A 17,267-nucleotide genomic window follows, 5' to 3' on the forward strand; every position below is an offset into this window, starting at 1 on the left:
GAGGGTCCTCTCAGCGCGCGGCGGCGAAGCTCGGGTTGACGATGGGTACGGCCTCGCCGGCGAGCGAGCGGATCACGTTCTCGGCGGCGTGCACGGGAAGATCCGCCAGGGCCTCCGGGGAGTACCAGGCGGCGTGCGGCGTGAGGAGCACGGTGTCGAGCGCCCGCAGCGGGGAGGTCGCGGGGAGGGGCTCCTCCGCGAAGACGTCGAGGGCGGCACCGGCGAGCCGCCCGTCGCGGAGCGCCGCGGCCAGGGCGTCCTCGTCGATGAGCGGGCCGCGGCAGGTGTTCACGATCACGGCGTCGCGCTTCATCGTCGCCAGGGCCGCGGCGTCGATCAGGTGGCGGGTCTCGTCCGTCAGCGGCACGTGCAGCGTGAGGATGTCGGCGCGGGCGATCGCCGAGGGGATGTCGACGGGCTCGCAGCCCGCGTCGCTCACGGCGTCGTCGGAAGCGTAGGGGTCGGCGACGAGCACGCGGAAGCCGAGCGCCCGGCACCCGCGGGCGACGATCGATCCGATGCGCCCGAACCCGAGCACCGACACGGTGGTGGAGGACGGCCTCACGGCGAGCGGCCGGGCGTCGACGGCCTTCCAGACGCCGTCGCGCACGGCCCGGTCGTAGGCGGAGAGGCCGCGGGCCTGGGTCATGATCATCGCGACGGTGTGCGCGGCGACCTCTTCGATGCAGTAGCTCGGCGTGTTCGCGACGGCGATGCCGCGGGCCGTGGCGGCCTCGACGTCGATCATGTCGTAGCCGATGCCGACCCGGCTGATGAAACGGAGGTTCGGCAGGCGGTCCATGAGGGGGCCGTCGATGCGCGCCCACTGCACGACCAGCGCTTCGGCGTCGGCTCCGGCGGCGGCGATGTCGTCCGGACTCCCGGAGGCGGCCCGTTCGGCACGGAGGCCGGCGGCCCGGAGGGTGTCTTCGATGACGATTCCCGGGAGGTCGCAGTCGGTGACGAGGATGAGCGGCGCGGTCATGAATGCGATGCTATAGCATCTAGCAAGCTGGCGTACAGCCGCTGTCCCGAGACCGCTTCTTGCTATAGCGTTTAGGCATGACTGTTCGCCGCGCACTCGTCACGGGCGCCAGTTCCGGCATCGGAACCGCCGCCGCCCTCGAACTCGCCCGCGAGGGCGTCGCCCTCTGGATCACCTACGCCGGACGCGAGGCCGAAGCCGTCCGCGTGGCTGAGGAGTGCCGTGCCGCCGGTTCCCCGGACGTCCACGTGTCGCGCCTCGACCTCCGCGAACCGGACTCCATCGCCGCCCTCATCGCCGAGGTCACGGACGCCTGGGGCGACCTGCACGTCCTCGTCAACAACGGCGGCGTGTGCCCGTACACCCCGTATCCCGAGATCGACATCGAGGAGTGGGACTTCGTCCTGGAGACGAACGCCCGCGGCACCTTCCTGCTCACCCGCGCGGCGCTCCCCCTGCTCCGGGCTGCCGACGGCGACCGCTCGGTCATCAACATCGCCTCGATCGCCGGCCAGGTCGGCGCACTGCAGACGGGCATCCACTACGCGGCCAGCAAGGGGGCGATCCTCGCGATCACCCGCAGCTTCGCCCGGCACCTCGCCGCCGAGGGCATCCGCGTCAACGCCGTCACCCCCGGACCGGTCGCCAGCGCGATCACCGATCAGCTCCAGGGTGAAGGCCGCGCGAAGCTCGAGTCGGGCATCCCCCTCGGCGCCTTCGGTCAGCCGGAGGACGTCGCCTGGATCATCGCCTCGCTCGCCTCGGAGCGTGCCCGCTTCATCACCGGAGCCACCTACGACGTCAACGGAGGAGTTCGCATTGACTGACCGCACCACCCTCGACCGTTCCGCTCTCGACACCGTGCAGGCGCAGCTGGACGCCTTCAACGCGCACGACCTCGACGCCTTCGTCGCGACATATGCCGACGATGCCGTGGTCACCGGGGTCGCGCCGGAACCCCTCGTCGGCTCGGCCGCGATCCGTTCCTTCTACGAGCCGCGGCTGCAGAACCCGGAGCTCTCCTGCGTGATCGACACGAGCGTCCTGTTCGGCTCGCGCTGGGTCGTCGCGCAGGAGCAGGTCATCAACGCCGGCGTCGCCACGGAGACCATCGCGACCTTCGACGTGGTCGACGGCGTGATCTCGCGGGCGTCGATGCTCAAGGCCTGACCCGCTTCGAATCGCCCGATCGGCTGTATCTCCGGCCGAAACGGGACCAGTCAGGCGATTCGAAAGGGGTCAGTGGTGCTCCGGGAGCACCGGGGACGACCAACCGGGGTCGCGGCCGAGGTGGGCGGCGCGGGAGACCGAGGCGGAGCCGTAGCGGTCACGGAGCGTGTCGAGCACGGTGTCCAGACGGGACTCGTCGCCCCAGTCGATCGGCAGCTCGGGCGGGACGCTGTCCGCGGCATCGAGCTGGGTGAACGAGAGGCCGAGCAGAGTGAGCCCGCGACCGCTGATCTCGGGCTGCGCCGCGGCGAGGAGCGTGCGGGCGACGGCGAGCAGCAGGGCGGTGCGGTCGGTCGGCGCCCGAAGCGACCGCGAGCGGGTGGCCTTCGTGAAGTCGCCGAAGCGCAGCCGCAGCACGACCGTCCGGCACACGCGGCCGCCGTCGCGGAGACGCCGCGCGAGCCGGTCGACGATCTGGGTGAGGATGACGTCGAGCTCGTCGGTCGACCAGGGACGGGTCCCGAGCGCCCGCTGCGACCCGATCGACCCGCGGCGCCGCGTCGTGTCCACGGGGCGCGGATCCCGCAGGCGGGCGAGAGCAAGGACGTGCGCTCCGGTCGCCTTCCCGAGCATCCGCTCCGCCGTCGCGGCCTCGAGCTCCGCGAGCTCGCCGACCGTGCGGATGCCGTACCGGTGCAGCTTCTCCGCCGTCACGGCGCCGACGCCCCACAGCCGCTCGACGGGAAGCGGCAGCAGGAACTCCTCCTCCCGGTCGGGCTCGACGACGAGGAGTCCGTCGGGTTTGCTCACCGCACTCGCGACCTTGGCGAGGAACTTCGTGCGGGCGACGCCGACCGAGATGGCCAGGCCCGCCTCGGCGCGCACCCGCTCCCGCAGCCGGACGGCGATGGCCTCGGGAGTGCCGGCGATGCGACGCAGACCGCCGACCTCGAGGAACGCCTCGTCGATCGAGAGACCCTCCACGAGCGGGGTGGTGTCGCGGAAGATGCGGAAGACGTCCTTGCTGGCGGCGGAGTAGGCCTCCATCCGCGGCGGCACGACGACGGCGTCGGGGCACAGCTCTCGTGCCCGCCGTCCGCCCATCGCCGTGCGGACGCCGCGTGCCTTCGCCTCATAGCTCGCGGCCAGCACGACCCCGCCGCCGACGATCACCGGACGCCCGCGGAGCTCCGGCGCATCACGCTGCTCGACCGAGGCGTAGAACGCATCGAGGTCGGCATGCAGAACCGTCGCTTCCCCGCGCATCCCGTTCTCCCGTCGACGAGCGGATCGTCGCACGGACCGGGGACATCGGCGTGGCAGGGGCTCAGGAAGCCGGCGGCGCCGCGAACCGCTCCCGCAGCGCGGGGTCGAGCGCGATGTCCCCGAACGACGCCGTCCAGGCTCCGTCGACGGCGATGGACTGGCCGGAGAGGTAGGGGGCCTCGTCGGAGAGGAGGAACGCCGTCACCGCGGCGACCTCCTCCGCGCGGGCGATGCGTCTCATCGGCGGGCCCTCCGCGAGCAGCCGCTCCTCCGCCTCGGGGTCGGCGGCCCTGGCGATCTGTGCCTCCAGATGGGGAGTGCGCACCCCGCCCGGCGCGACGGTGTTCGCCCGTATGCCCACTCCGCCATATGTCACGGCGACGCTGCGGCTCAGGGCGTCGATGCCGCCCTTCGTGAACTCGTAGGCCGCGTGGTCCACGAAGCTCGATCGACCGTGGATCGACCCGATGTTCACGATCGCGCCCGCCACGCCCTGATCGAGGAACGCGGACACGGCCGTCGAGCAGCCCCAGAGGTAGCCGAAGCCGTTGATGTCGACGATCTCGCGCACGACCGTCTCGTCGAGCTCGTGCAGCGGCGTGCGCTTCGTGATGCCGGCGTTGTTGACCCAGCCGGCCAGCGGAGCCCTGGCGCGCGCCGCGGCGGCCGCCTGCTGATGAGCCGTGCGGTCGGAGGCGTCGCCGAGCACCACCTCGGCGACGATGCCGTCCTCGACGGTGCCGGAGCCGGGCGAGCGTTCGAGCCCGACCACGATCCAGCCGTCGGCGGTGAGCCGCTCGGCGACCGCGCGCCCGATGCCCTTGCCGCTGCCGGTCACCACGACGCTACGCGGGGAAGGTGTCATGTCAGTCCCTCTCGAATCGGAAGACGGCAGGATCGAGGCCGAAGCCGAGCCCGGGAGCTGCAGGCGGCGTCACGGTCCCGGCGAACTCCGGACCGCCCGTCACGAACGAGGGCGCGGGGTCGTAGGGGTTCACCCCGCGGGCGAAGGTCTCCACCTGGATGCCGAGGTGCGCCGTGACCTCGGGGTATACGTGTCCGGACACCGGGACGCCGCGCTCTGCCGCCCAGGAGATGAGTTCCCTGGCGGGCGTGATGCCGCCGATCGCGACGACGTCGAGGCGGAGGGCGTCGACCTCGCCGACCTCCACGAGAGCCCGGAGCACGGCGGGGTCCGTCACCTCGTCGCCCACCGCCACCGGCAATCCGGTCTCCCGGCGGATCCGGGCCACGCCGGCCGCGTCCTCGGGGAGCAGCGGGTCCTCCAGCCAGGCCAGGCGCGGGTCGCCCCACTGCGCGACCTCCGCCACTGCAGCCTCCGCATCGGGCCACCCGAAGCCGACGTCCACGACGAGACCGGTCGCGGACGGCAGCTCGGCGCCGAGGATCGCGAGCAGTTCGCGCATGTATGCCGGATCGGGAATGCGGGAGATCTTCACCTGCGCCCAGCCGTCCGCCTGCGCGAGCACCTCATCGGCGACCTCCCGCGGCGTCCGCTGCGGAGAGGGATACGCGGCGACGAGCATCCCCTCCCGCGGGGCGTCACCGGTGCCGAGCAGGGTCCACAGCGGCACGCCGGCACGACGGGCCGCGATGTCCCACAGGGCGATGTCGACGAGACCGATCGCCCGCCGCACGAGCCCCACCCGTCCGACGATCGCACTGCCGCGGAGCATCCGGTCCCACGCGGCCGCCGGGTCGTCGGCGTCGAGCCCCACTGCGTGCGGAGCCACCAGGCGCTCGACGATCTCCGCCATCGGGGCCTCGCGCGATAGGCAGTAGGCGACCCCGGTGGTGCCGTCGTCCGCCGTCACCTGCACCGCGGAATACTCCCGTCGCGTGACCGTCATCGCGCCGAGCTGCAGCGGTGCCGGAAGGGGGAGGACCGCCGTGGCCGTGTCGATCCGGGCGACGGTGGTCATTCGGGCTTCTTCGCGAGGGGCACGCCGTAGTCCACCATGAAGCCGCCGTCGACGTACAGCGTCTGACCGTTCATGTAGCGCGACTGGTCCGACACGAGGAAGCTCACCGCCGCGGCGATCTCACTCGCGTCGGCCAGGCGCTTCGCGGGGATGCGGGACAGGATCGTGTCGAGACTCAGCGTCCCCTGCTCGACGCCCTGCCGGAACACCCCGGTGTCGACGTAGCCGGGCGCCACGGCGTTGACGCGCACGCCCCGCGACGCCCACTCCGCTCCGGCCGTGGAGGTGAGGCCGATGACGGCGGCCTTGGTCGTGGCATACGGCGCCCGCCCCGCGGAGCCTCGCGAGGAGATGGACGAGATGTTGACGATGCGGCCCTCGCCCCGGTCGAGCATCCGCTTCCCTGCAGCTTGGAGCGCGGAGAACACCCCGTGCAGGTTCACGTCGACGACCGCGGACCACTCATCCCACGTGAGGTCTTCGATCCCGCGGTGCCGCTGGATGCCGGCGTTGTTCACGAGCACCTCGATGGGGCCGAGCTCCGCCTCGATCTCGCCGAAGACCCGGTCGACGGCGGCGTGGTCGGTGACGTCGAGCTCCCGCCACAGGATCCCGGCGGGGTTCTCACCCGCGGTGAGCCCGGGGACGCGGTCGGTCGCGACGACGAGGTAGCCGTCCGCGGAGAGCCGCTGTCCGATCTCCCAGCCGATGCCGGCCGAGCCTCCGGTGACGATGGCGACGGGGCGCGCGGTCATGTCTCTCCTCTGCCTCGGGGATTTGCTATAGCAACTCTATCCCGTTCGAATCGCGCAACTGGTTCGATTTCGGCCGGAAATGGAGCAAAGTGGGCGATTCGAAAGGGGGCTACCCCCGCAGCCCGGCCACGACCGACACGGCGTGGGCCTCCAGGAGCTCCAGGGCACCGGGGGCCAGGGGCGTCTGCCAGGACTGATAGGCACCGCGGTCGTAGGCCTCGCGGGTCGGGAGGTACACGAAGCCCGGACCGTTCGTGAGGTTCATCACCACGATCGGCGTCTCCGGGAACCGCTCCCGCAGTGTCGTCTGCAGCCGGGAATACGCCTCGCCCGGATGCCCCAGGATCACGGCGTCACCGAGCCGCCAGGCCCACACCGGATGCGACACGGTCGGGCCGTCGATGTACCCGTCGCGGAGGTTCCGCGCCCGTCCGAGACGTTCCTCCCGGGACCGGGGATCGATGTCCTTCCACTCCTCGGCGAGCTCGTCCAGGGTGGGCAGGTCGCGCAGCGGCAGCTCAACCGCCGAGACGACTCCCGCCGCCTCCTCGCCGCCGTCCGCCGGGGTGCCGGTCCAGATAGCGAGCGGAGCACCCGACTCCACGACACCGTCCAGCGTCAGCTCCTCGCCCGGCACCGGAAGCCCGTCCAGCGCCGCGAGCACCGCGTGCCCGAGCGAACGTCCATGCCGGTCGGCCACCGCGGCGTCGCCGGTGTACTGCTCCCGCGGGGCCAGCTCGCCCGAGGCTCCCTGCACGAACAGGCACGGTGCACCGGTGGCCGCCTCCACGACCTCGCGCATCGCGCCGACGTAGTCCGGCGACACCTCGCGGTTCTGCCAGGCCAGGGTCGTCGGATGGCAGGCGTAGTTCACCAGCGTCGCCCGCACCTCCCCGTCGATGCTGATCCGGCCGATCGTCACGGTGTCGTCGGCGGTGCCCTGAGGGTTGTAGCCGACGAGAGCGCGGCCGTCGAGGTCGAGCTCCCGCTCCGCCGCGAGGGTGCAGGTGCCCGTGGTCCACTCGATCAGTCCCGGTCGCGCGGTCTCCAGCGCTTCCCGCCCTGCCGCGATTCCCGCGGCGGACAGCGCCTCCAGGTACCCGCGGATGAGCTCGCCGCCCGGCAGATGCGCGTCCGCGGCGCACAGCACGGCCCCCGCGTGGGTGTGCGAGAGGGAGAGCATGAGCTGATCGGGCTCGAGGCCCAGACCGTCGAGGATCGCCCCGCGCACGCCCTGCTCATCGGCGACCCGGCGCCACCACGTGCCGTCCACCGCGAGCAGCACCCGCGGCCGCTCGTCCGAGGCGACCACGGCGAGCGCGGTCAGCTCGAACGGCCGGTGCGCCCCCTCGGAGCGCTCCCAGTCGGCCGGTCCCCAGTTCTTGGCGCGGATGCCGACGGGCGGCGTGATGTCGCGCCGGGCGACCCCGATGCGCGCCTGCGTGCGGGGGATGCGGATGCGGTCTCCGAGGTGCGTCGCCGCTGCCGTGTCGTTCACGCGTGGTCCTCCCTGATGTCCATGATGCCGTCCGTCACGCGCTCGTCAGCACGTCGGCGATGACGACGCGCGGTCCGGCCCCCGGCAGTGCGGTCTCGACGCCGCGCTCGACGGTGTCGCTGTAGAGCAGCGTCGACGGCTCGGCGAAACCGTTCGCCAGCCGCAGTCGTCCGCCGACGAACTGGCTGCCGGTGACGCGGGCGTGATTGACGCCCGCGCCGATGTCGAGGTGGGCAGCGCCCTTCGGCACCGTCGAGGTCACCCCGCTCACTCGCCAGGTGACGACGCCGGCGCCTGCGGCCCTGCTGAGCAGAGCCCCGTCCGCGCGCTCCGTGGACAGCTCGACCCCGTCCAGAGCGATGAGCTGATCCCGCACCGCTGTCGCGGTCAGGCGCACGTCGCGCACGGATCCGCCGCGGATCGTCACCTTCGATGCGCCGACCTCGAACGGGGCGCCGGCCGCCGGGCCGCTGAGACGACAGTCCACGAACTCGACCGGCCCAGACCCGCGCGCCTTGACCCCGTCGATCCCGGTGATCGTGCAGTCCACGAAGCGGACGGGAGCCGTGACCGGGGTCTGCACGAGCACCTGATCCTTGGGCAGCGCAAAGTTGGAGTCCTGGATGACGGTCGGCCGCGATGAGCGCTGCGACCGCTGTCCGATCGCCAGAAGTCCCGCGGTGCACCCTCGCACCTGCGCACCGTCGGCGTTGATGGTCATGGTCGCCTGCGGATCGAAGGTCGAGCGGCCGATCACGCGTACGTTCTCCAGCGTCAGATCGCTGATCTTCGTCCCGGCGACGAACCAGAAGCAGACGTGATCGCGCACCGTGATGCGCTTGGCGGCCGTGCCCCACTGCGCGCCGGAGTTGGCGATGTCCATCAGCCCCGAGTTGCCGATGAAGGTGAGGTCGTGCTCGTACTGGCCGTGCGTGGTGAAGGGATTGCCGCCCTGGTCGTCGCCGTCGCCGTGACAGTTCTCGACGAGGCAGTAGGCGCTGGCGGTGAGGTCGTTCAGGTGCCGGGCGTTCGACGACGTGCAGTCGCTCACCCGGCCGTAGAGGCTGTAGATCTGCTGCGTCAGGTACCCCGCACCGCCGTAGAACACCGTCGGCGGGTTCTCGACCGAGCAGCGCTCCGTCGTGAAGTGCGTGTTCCAGCGCCGCATGATCACGGGCCACCAGGTGCGGCTCGCGTGCACGTCGGCGACGTCGCAGTGGATCGCGTACTCGAAGGCGATCGGGTGGGAGCCGGTGAGCTCGCGCGAGTCGGGGAAGGAGCCGTCGGTGGGACCGTCGAAGGGACCGGCGCCGAGGAACCGCATGTTCGCGATCCGCACGCCCGCGACCGGTGCCATCTGCCGCCAGATGAGCTTCCGCCCCGTGTCGAGCGGCCAGCCGTTGAGGTAGTCGATGCGGATGTGGGTGCCGTCGATCTGCTGCGTCACCTGCACGAACCGCTGCAGCTCGCGCTCATCAGCCCCTCCTCCGGCGACGGGGTCGCACTGCACCGCCCACCACGAGTCCACGGGGAACCGGGACGCGTCCGGCACGGCGACCGCGTCGGTCAACTCCGGCCAGGCCTCGGCCAGCGCGTGCTCGACCGTGACGTCCTTCGGCACTCCGGTGAAGAACATCACGGCACCGAACGGGTTGTCGTGGGTGTTCTTCTCGATGCCGTCCGTCGTGATGACGTGTCCGCCGAAGTCGATCTCGACGTACGACCGGGTGAAGCGATGCCGACGCCGGAACAGGAGGTCGGTGCTCGCCTCGATGCGGCGGATGCGGGGATCGTTCACCATCGCCGCGAGCGCATCGTCGGCCGGCTTCTCCGGTCCTGTGATACCGAAGACCCGGAAGTCGACGGTGCCGTCGTGCTGCAGCACCCACCGGGTGTCGTGCTTCCCCGCGATCACGGTGCCGCCGTTGACCTTGGTCTTCGCGTTCTCGCTGCCCACGTACACGAGCAGTCCGGCGTCGCCGGGCTTCCGGTACCCGGCGACGACCGCCACCTCGCCGTCGCGCGCGCGGAGACGGGCCAGGTCGGCGACGGACTCCGCTCGCGTGACGTCCTTGGCGCCGGCGGTGACCGGCGCGGCCTGCGCCGGTGCGGTGCTCGCGAGAGCGCCCGCCGTGCCGAGCGCGACCGCGCCGAGCCCGGCCATGAGCGCGCGGCGGCCGGTCGACCGCACCGCCGCGCCGGCGCCCGCGGCGTCCGTCGAGGGCCCCGTCTCCTGATCCATGGTGGTCATCGTCGTCCTCCTCGTCCTGCGAGCGCGGCAGGGACCGCGCCCGTCTGCCCGCCCTGGGCCTGCCAGAGCACCGCGGCCTCCGCGCGCCGTCGGCGCTCGAGGACCGGGTCGGCGATGGGGATCGCCGCCATGAGCCCGCGCGTGTACTCGTGCTGCGGGTTCGCGAAGAGCGCGTCGCGCGCCCCGATCTCGACGATGCGGCCCTGCTGCATCACGGCGACCGTCGAGGACATGTACCGGATCACCGCCAGGTCGTGGCTGATGAAGAGGTAGGTGAGGCCGAGCTCGGCCTGCAGCTCCCGCAGCAGATTGAGAACCTGCGCCTGGATCGACACGTCGAGCGCCGACACCGATTCGTCGAGCACGAGGAACTCCGGCTCCAGCACGAGCGACCGGGCGATGGACACGCGCTGGCACTGCCCGCCGGACATCGAGCGCGGCAGCCGGTGCGCGAACTCCTCGTCCAGACGTACGCGGTGCATGGTCTCGCGCACCTTCTCGGCGCGGAAGGCCCGGGTGCCGATGCCGTGGGCGCGCAGCGGCGCCTCGATGATCTGCGCGACGGTCTGCCGCCGGTTCAGGGCCGAGAACGGGTCCTGGAACACCATCTGCATGCGCTTGCGCAGCCGCCGCAGCTCCTCGCCGCGGAGGTCGTGCGGGCGCTGCCCGTCGAAGACGACCGTGCCTCCGTCGATGCCGCCGAGCGCGAGCACGGCCTTCGACACGGTCGACTTGCCGGAGCCCGACTCGCCGACGAGCCCGACCGTCTCGCCGCGCCGGATCTGGAACGACACGTCGTCGACCGCGGTCACCCGGCGCCCGGAGCCGAGCGTGAACACCTTCGAGACGCCCTGCACGTCCACCAGCACGTCGCCGGACTCCCGCGCCCGATCCACCGCGCTGATCGACCCGGCCTCGGCGAGCGGCTCCGTCCCGCGTTCGAGCACCTCCGCGGCGGTGCGGATGGGCTGCTGCACGTCCACCGTGAGGTCGACGACCGCGCCGAGCAGCGCCTGCGTGTACGGATGCTCCGGGGCCGTGTAGATGCGTTCGACCGGCCCCTCCTCGACCACGCGCCCGTGCCGCATCACGTGGATGCGCTCGCAGAACCCGGCGGCGACGCCGAGGTCGTGCGTGATGAGTACGACCGCGGTCCCGTGGTCCTCCGCGAGCCGATCGAGGAGGTCGATGATCCGGGACTGCGTCGTCACGTCGAGGGCCGTGGTCGGCTCGTCCGCGATGAGCACGGCGGGCCGGGAGGACATGGCCATCGCGATCATGACGCGCTGCCGCATCCCGCCGGAGAACTCGTGCGGGTACTGGCCCAGACGCTCCTCGGGCAGCGGCACCCCGACCTCGGTCAGCAACTCGACGGCCCGCGCGCGGGCGGCCGCCGCCGAGACCCGGTCGTGCAGCCGGATCGCCTCCACGAGCTGGTGCCCGATCGTGCGGACCGGGTTCAGCGATGACATCGGGTCCTGATAGACCATCGCGATCTCGCCTCCGCGCACGCGGGTCATCTCCCGCGGGCTCAGCGTGAGCAGTTCGCGGTCGCGCAGCCGGATGCTGCCGCCGAGGGTCGCCCCGTCGTTCAGCCGCATGATCGACAGCGCCGTGAGCGACTTGCCGGAGCCGGATTCGCCGACGAGGCCGATGCGCTCACCGGGCCGCACCGCGAACGTGATGCCCTGGACGGGCATGACGTCGCCGTAGGAGACGGTGAGATCCTGCACCTGCAGGACGGGCGTGAGGTCGGTCATCGGCCCCTCCCCTTCCGATCGCCGCCGAACTGGTCGGCGAGCACGTTGAGCAGCCAGATGGTGACGAAGATGAACAGGGCGGGGAACAGCACGTACCCGATGGACTGGTACATCTTCTGGTAGCCCTGCTGCACGAGCGTGCCCCAGGTGGCCTCGGGCGGCGCGATGCCGAGCCCGACGAAGCTCATCGACGCCTCCAGGAGGATCGCGTTGGCGGCGTTGATGGCCGCCTGCACGACGATCGGCCCCTTGGCGTTCGGCAGCACCTCGGCGAAGAGCAGACGGCGCCGGGTCGAGCCGAACGCCACAGCGGCCGTGAAGTAGTCCTCCTGCAGTTCGCTGAGCACCGACGACCGCACGAGCCGCGCGGTGGTCGGCGTGAGGAGCACCCCGATGATGACGGCGAGCTTGGCGGGGTCGGCGCCGAACGCGGAGATGAAGACGAGCGCGAACAGGATCTGCGGGATCGCCATGACCGTGTCGGCGAGACGCATGAGGATCTCATCGACCCAGCCGCGTCCGAACGCCGCCGCCATACCCCAGGCGATCCCGAGGACCATGGCCACGAGCGTCGCGCCCCCGGCGATGAACACGGTGAGCTGGCCGCCGTAGAGCACGCGGCTGAAGAGGTCGCGGCCCAGCTCGTCGGTCCCGAAGAGGTGCGCGGCCGAGGGACCGGCGAACCGGTCGGACGACTGGGCCGCGGGGTCGTACGGGGCCAGGAGCGGGGCGAGCACGCAGGCGAGGACGATGATCGCCAGCAGCCCCAGCGGGATCCAGGAGGCGACGGCGACCCGTCGGCGGGGACGCGCGGAGCGCAGCGCGAGGGTGAGGGTGTCAGCCACGGCTGCTCCTTGCACGAAGACGCGGATCGAGCACCCCGTAGAGGAGGTCGACGATGAGCGTGGTGAGGATGAACATCGCGGAGATCAGCAGCACGACCGACTGCAGCACCGCGTAGTCCCGCTTGAAGACCGCGTCGATCGCGAGCGAGCCGAGTCCGGGGACGCCGAACACGTACTCCACGATCACCACGCCGCCCAGGGTGTAGCCGACGATCAGGCCGAGCATGGTGAGTCCGGGGATCAGGGCGTTGCGGAGCGCGTGGCCGAGCACGACGCCACTCGCCGACTGTCCCTTGCCCTTCGCGGTGCGGATGTAGGGGGCGTCCAGCACCTCGACCATCGAGGCCCGGAGGAAGCGCATGAGCAGCGGCGCCGCCGCGAAGGCGAGGGTGAGGCCGGGGAGGATCATGCGCACGAGGTTCTCGGCTGGGTCCTCCGCGAACGGCGTGTAGCCGCGGGCCGGCAGCACCTTGAGCTGCACGGCGAACACGACGATGAGCACGATGCCGATGAGGAACTGCGGAAGGGCCATGCCCGCGGTCGAGATCGCGGTGAGCACCCTGTCGACCAGGCCGAGCGGACGCAGTGAGGCGAACACGGCAGCCGGGGTGGCGATGAGCACGGCCAGCAGCACCCCGATGAGCGTGAGCTCCAGCGTCGCGGGCAGGCGCTGCGCGATGAGCTCCGTCACCGAGTACTGGTTGAAGTAGGACTGGCCGAAGTCGCCCGTGAAGACGCCGCCGATCCACCGCAGGTACTGCTCGATGACGGGGGCGTCGAGGCCGGCCTCCTCCCGGAGCCGGGCGATGGTCTCGGCATCCACGCCCGGCGTCGAGCCGAGGCGGGTGATGACGGGGTCGCCCGGCAGCAGCCGGAGCACGACGAAGACGAGGAGCGAGGTGGCGATCAGCATCGCGATGCTGATCGCCACCCGCCGGAGGACGGAGAGGACCACGTCAGCCCTTCAGCTGCGCGCCCTCGAGGTGCAGCTGTCCGCCGCCCTCGACCCACACACCGTCGACCGCCGTGCTGGTGGCGGTGACGACCGTCGACTGCAGCGGCACGATGAGCGGCACCTGCTCGTTGATGATGGTCTGCACCGTGCCCCACTTCTCGGCCCGCGCGGTCTCGTCCGGCTCGGCGACGGCGTCGGCGAACGCCGTCTGGAAGTCGGGGTCGACCCAGTTGCACTCGCACCGCCCCTCCAGGTAGAAGTTCAGCGAGTAGGCCGGCTCGGGCGGGGTGGACTGGAAGTTCGGCACGATGTACCCGGGGTAGCTCTTGCCCGCGGGGTAGAACGCGTCGACCCAGGTGCCGATGTCGTTGTTGTCGATCTTCAGCGTGATGCCGATCTCCTTCAGGCTCGCCTGCAGGATCTCGCCGCTCGTGTTCCACTCCGGGTACTGTCCGGCCACGCCCCACCAGGTGAGCGTGCTGCCCTCGGTCACCCCGGCCTCGGCGAACAGCTCCTTCGCCTTGTCCAGGTCGTAGGAGTAGTCGGTCAGCTCGCCCCCGAACCACGGGTTCACCTCGCCGAGCGCGTTGTTCGTCGGCGAGACCGTGCCCTGGCCGTAGTAGGCGGCGTCGAGGATGGCCTCGCGGTCGATCGCGTAGGCCAGGGCCTGCCGGGCGCGCACGTCGTCGAAGGGCGGCGAGGTCGTGTCGATCTCCCACGAGGGCCACTGGCTCGGGTTCTCGGGCTTCACCAGGGCGATGTCGCCGCCCTCCAGACCCGCCACATCCCCCTGCGGCACCGACCACAGCACGTCGATGTCGCCGGAGCGGAGGCCGGTGACGGCGGCGGTGGACTCGGCGGCCTTCACGATCGTGATCTCGTCGAGCGCCGGCGCCTCGCCGAAGTACTCCGGGTTGGGGACGAGGGTGAGGCTGTCGTCGGGCGTGAAGGCGTCCACGACGTACGGCCCGGTGCCGATGGGCTCCTTGTCGATCGTGTCGAGCGCGTCGACGTCGATCATCTTCACCCAGACGATGCCCGCGGGGAAGGTCGCGATGGGCTCGGACAGCGTCACCACGACGGTCTTCTCGTCCGGCGCGGCGACGTCGGTGACCATCGAGATCTTGTTCTTCTCCTGCGTCGCCGTCTCCGGGTCGAGGTAGTAGTCGAAGGCGGCCACGGCGTCGTCGGCGGTGAAGTCCTCACCGTTCGAGAACGTCACGCCGTCGCGGAGGGTGAACGTCCAGGTCTTCTGGTCATCGGAGGCCTCCCAGCTCTCGGCGAGATCGCCGACGACCTCGCCGGACTCGTCGGTCGTGGTGAGGCCGTTCCACAGCAGCGGGAACAGCACCTCCTCCCACGCGAACGTACGGATGGCGGGATTGAGCTGCGGGATGCCCTGCGCGGCGGCGACGGTGAGCGTGCCGCCCTCCTGCGCCTGGCCGTCGGGGGTGGATGAGGTGCTGCAACCAGCGGTGATGAGCGCGGCGGTCAGCAGCACTGCTGCTCCGCCGAGCCGAACACGACGACGCGACATGGGTGCCTCCAAGGTCGGGTGGTGCTTCGGGTAAGGGTGTTGCGCTATAGCATGTAGCAAAAGCGGAGAGGCGTCTAGAGCGAACCGGGCCGGCGGGGTCACGTTCTCGTCACGACCGCCGACCCGGCCCGGTTATCGCCGGGCCGTGGACGCCTCGACGGCGAGTGCGGGCGCCGTCGTGAAGTCCGAGCGGCGGCTGAGCACGAAGGCGATCGTCGCCCCGAGCAGCGTGAGCCCCGAGATGAGGAGCAGGCCCCACACCGCCGACCCCGTGGTCTCGCTGATCCAGCCGATCGCGTACGGTCCCGCGAAGCCGGCGAGGTTGCCGACCGAGTTGATGAAGGCGAGGCCGGCCGCGGCTGCCGTGCCGGTGAGCACCATCGGCGGCAGGCTCCAGAACAGCGGGGTGGTCGAGAAGAGCGCCGACATCCCGACGCACAGCGCCGCGAGCGCGAGCACCGGTGTGCCCTGCGCCGCGACCGCCGCGATGAGCGACAGGGCGGTGATGCTGAGCGTGATGCCGATCTGCAGCGGGATGTTGCCCTGCTTCCGGGCGGCGCGCTCCCACGGCAGCATCACGAGGGCGGCGCACAGGTTCGGCAGCGCCACGAGCCACCCGGTGGTCGAGTTCGAGAAGTCGCCCATGCTCTTCACGATCGTCGGCAGCCACATCCCCAGGCCGTACGCACCGAACACGACACCGAAGAAGAGCACGATGAGCGTCCAGAGGCGCCCGTTGCGGAAGACCTCGCCGAGACGAAGACGTCCGTGCCGCTGCTCGGTCGCCTGGGTCTCGGCGGCGAGCGTGTCGGTGATCCAGCGCTGCTCGGCGGGGTTCAGCCAGCGCGCGTCCTGGGGGCGGTCGGGGAGCCAGAAGAACACGACGAACGCGAGGAGCACGGCCGGGACGCCCTGCAGCAGGAAGACGAGCTGCCAGCCCTCGAGCCCCCACAGCCCGTGCAGCTCCAGCATCCAGCCGGACAGCGGCGCGGCGACCGCGTTGGCGATCGGGTTCGAGAGCACGAAGACGGCGAGCACCTGCGTGCGGTACTGCCGCGGGAACCACAGCGTGAGGTAGAGCAGCACGCCGGGGAAGAACCCGGCCTCCGCGATGCCGAGGACGAAGCGCGCGATCGCGAACTGCGTCGCATCCTGCACGAAGGCGGTCAGCGCGGCGACGATGCCCCACGAGATCATGATGCGCGCGATCCACTTGCGGGCGCCGAACTTCTCCAGCAGCAGGTTGCTCGGCACCTCGAACAGCAGGTAGCCGATGAAGAAGATGCCCGCCGCGAACCCGAAGGCAGCCTCGGTGATCTGGAGGGCGGCAGTCATCTCCAGCTTCGCGAAGCCCGCGTTGTTCCGGTCGATGTAGGCGACGAGGTAGAGCAGTCCGAGGAACGGACCCAGCCTCCAGATCGCCTTCTTCATGGCGGCGGCTCCCACCGCGTCCTCCGCGGCGCGCGCCTGCGCGAGCGTCTCTCTGCCGGACATGACAACTCCTTCGTCATCGGTTTCGGGTTTTGCTATAGCATGTAGCACCGCGCGGATCCTGTCCAGTCCCGGCCTCATGCCATAGCATCGACCGAGCGAAGGAGCCCCGCTCGACGAGCACCGGGCCGCGCGAGATCGAGAAGGGCCCCGGATGCGCAGCGTGTCGGATCAGAACATCGCCGAGCAGGTCACGGACGAGCTCCGGGCGGCGATCCACTCCGGAGAGCTCGCCCCGGGCGAGCGCCTCGTGGAGCGCAAGCTCGCCGACCGTCTCGGCGTCAGCCACATCCCCGTGCGCGAGGCCCTGACCCGGCTCGCCGAGGAGCGCCTCATCACCCGCGAACCCCGCCGCGGCGCCCGCGTCGCCCAGCTCAGCGCGCAGGACCTGGAGGAGATCTCGAGCCTGCGCATCGTGCTGGAGCAGTTCATGGCGATCCGGGTGCAGGAGCGGTGGAACGACGAGTCGGCGGCACGGCTGGAGGCCATCATCCAGGCGATGGCGGCTGCGGCACCGGGCGATGTGGCCGAGGTCCTGCGCCAGGACCGCCTCTTCCACGAGACCCTCGCCGACCTCGCCGAGCACCGGTTCCTCGACGAGCTCAGCGCCCAGCTCCGCGGCCGGATCGCCGGGTTCATCCAGGCGGCCAACTCCGCGCTCGACCCCGCCGAGCAGGAGGAGCACGTGCGCAGTCACCAGCAGATCGTCGACGCCATCGCGACCGGCGATCCGGAGCAGGCGCGCGCCGTGATCGCCGAGCACGTGACCAGGGCCGTCCGTCGCATCACGCCGTCGGCCGAGTGAGCGCCG

General features: G+C 71.1%; 15 protein-coding genes. 3 read left to right on the forward strand and 12 right to left on the reverse strand.

The features are described 5' to 3' along the window. Positions 1-10 precede the first annotated feature (10 nt). Positions 11-985 carry a C-terminal binding protein gene (locus AB1285_RS14365; RefSeq protein WP_370428124.1) on the reverse strand — a complete coding sequence of 325 codons (975 nt, stop codon included), beginning with the start codon at positions 983-985 and terminating at the stop codon, positions 11-13. A gap of 77 nt (positions 986-1,062) precedes the next feature. Here AB1285_RS14365 and AB1285_RS14370 point away from each other — a divergent pair, with 77 nt between their 5' ends. Next, complete coding sequence (locus AB1285_RS14370) at positions 1,063-1,812, forward strand: SDR family NAD(P)-dependent oxidoreductase (RefSeq protein WP_370428125.1); 750 nt, start codon at positions 1,063-1,065, stop codon at positions 1,810-1,812. After that, positions 1,805-2,155: a nuclear transport factor 2 family protein gene (locus AB1285_RS14375; protein WP_370428126.1), complete on the forward strand. Its 351-nt coding sequence runs from the start codon at positions 1,805-1,807 to the stop codon at positions 2,153-2,155. Before AB1285_RS14370 ends, AB1285_RS14375 begins: the two co-directional genes overlap by 8 nt. Positions 2,156-2,224: 69 nt before the next feature. Here AB1285_RS14375 and dinB read toward each other — a convergent pair whose 3' ends face one another. The 11 genes from dinB to AB1285_RS14430 form a co-directional block, all read right to left on the reverse strand. Further along, positions 2,225-3,421, reverse strand: coding sequence for a DNA polymerase IV (dinB, locus tag AB1285_RS14380; protein ID WP_370428127.1), 1,197 nt, complete (start codon positions 3,419-3,421; stop codon positions 2,225-2,227). Positions 3,422-3,482: 61 nt separating this feature from the next. Continuing rightward, positions 3,483-4,286: an SDR family NAD(P)-dependent oxidoreductase gene (locus tag AB1285_RS14385; RefSeq protein ID WP_366237239.1), complete on the reverse strand. Its 804-nt coding sequence runs from the start codon at positions 4,284-4,286 to the stop codon at positions 3,483-3,485. A gap of 1 nt (position 4,287) precedes the next feature. Further along, complete coding sequence (locus AB1285_RS14390) at positions 4,288-5,364, reverse strand: enolase C-terminal domain-like protein (protein WP_363445145.1); 1,077 nt, start codon at positions 5,362-5,364, stop codon at positions 4,288-4,290. Continuing rightward, a complete protein-coding gene (locus AB1285_RS14395) occupies positions 5,361-6,119 on the reverse strand; it encodes an SDR family NAD(P)-dependent oxidoreductase (RefSeq protein WP_085604421.1) in 759 nt (252 codons plus the stop codon). Before AB1285_RS14395 ends, AB1285_RS14390 begins: the two co-directional genes overlap by 4 nt. Before the next feature lie 109 nt (positions 6,120-6,228). Beyond that, positions 6,229-7,617: a hypothetical protein gene (locus AB1285_RS14400; protein WP_366237238.1), complete on the reverse strand. Its 1,389-nt coding sequence runs from the start codon at positions 7,615-7,617 to the stop codon at positions 6,229-6,231. 34 nt (positions 7,618-7,651) lie between these two features. Then, the gene (locus AB1285_RS14405; RefSeq protein WP_370428128.1) at positions 7,652-9,868 is read right to left on the reverse strand and encodes a peptidase C14; all 2,217 of its coding nucleotides are present in this window, start codon (positions 9,866-9,868) and stop codon (positions 7,652-7,654) included. Next, the gene (locus AB1285_RS14410) at positions 9,865-11,628 is read right to left on the reverse strand and encodes a dipeptide ABC transporter ATP-binding protein (RefSeq protein WP_370428129.1); all 1,764 of its coding nucleotides are present in this window, start codon (positions 11,626-11,628) and stop codon (positions 9,865-9,867) included. The genes AB1285_RS14405 and AB1285_RS14410 overlap by 4 nt, the downstream gene beginning before the upstream one ends. Then, on the reverse strand, positions 11,625-12,473 hold the full coding sequence (locus AB1285_RS14415; RefSeq protein WP_370428130.1) for an ABC transporter permease: 849 nt from the start codon (positions 12,471-12,473) through the stop codon (positions 11,625-11,627). The genes AB1285_RS14410 and AB1285_RS14415 overlap by 4 nt, the downstream gene beginning before the upstream one ends. Beyond that, the gene (locus AB1285_RS14420) at positions 12,466-13,428 is read right to left on the reverse strand and encodes an ABC transporter permease (protein ID WP_292794602.1); all 963 of its coding nucleotides are present in this window, start codon (positions 13,426-13,428) and stop codon (positions 12,466-12,468) included. Before AB1285_RS14420 ends, AB1285_RS14415 begins: the two co-directional genes overlap by 8 nt. A gap of 1 nt (position 13,429) precedes the next feature. Continuing rightward, entirely contained in the window at positions 13,430-14,965 is a 1,536-nt protein-coding gene (locus tag AB1285_RS14425) for an ABC transporter substrate-binding protein (protein ID WP_187662938.1), read from the reverse strand. Between the two features lie 132 nt (positions 14,966-15,097). Continuing rightward, positions 15,098-16,459 carry an MFS transporter gene (locus AB1285_RS14430; protein WP_370428131.1) on the reverse strand — a complete coding sequence of 454 codons (1,362 nt, stop codon included), beginning with the start codon at positions 16,457-16,459 and terminating at the stop codon, positions 15,098-15,100. A gap of 151 nt (positions 16,460-16,610) precedes the next feature. On the opposite strand from AB1285_RS14430, the gene AB1285_RS14435 reads away from it, so the two are divergent. Further along, positions 16,611-17,261: a GntR family transcriptional regulator gene (locus AB1285_RS14435; RefSeq protein ID WP_060922906.1), complete on the forward strand. Its 651-nt coding sequence runs from the start codon at positions 16,611-16,613 to the stop codon at positions 17,259-17,261. Positions 17,262-17,267 lie beyond the last annotated feature (6 nt).

Source organism: Microbacterium sp. NRRL B-14842 (genome assembly GCF_050470785.1).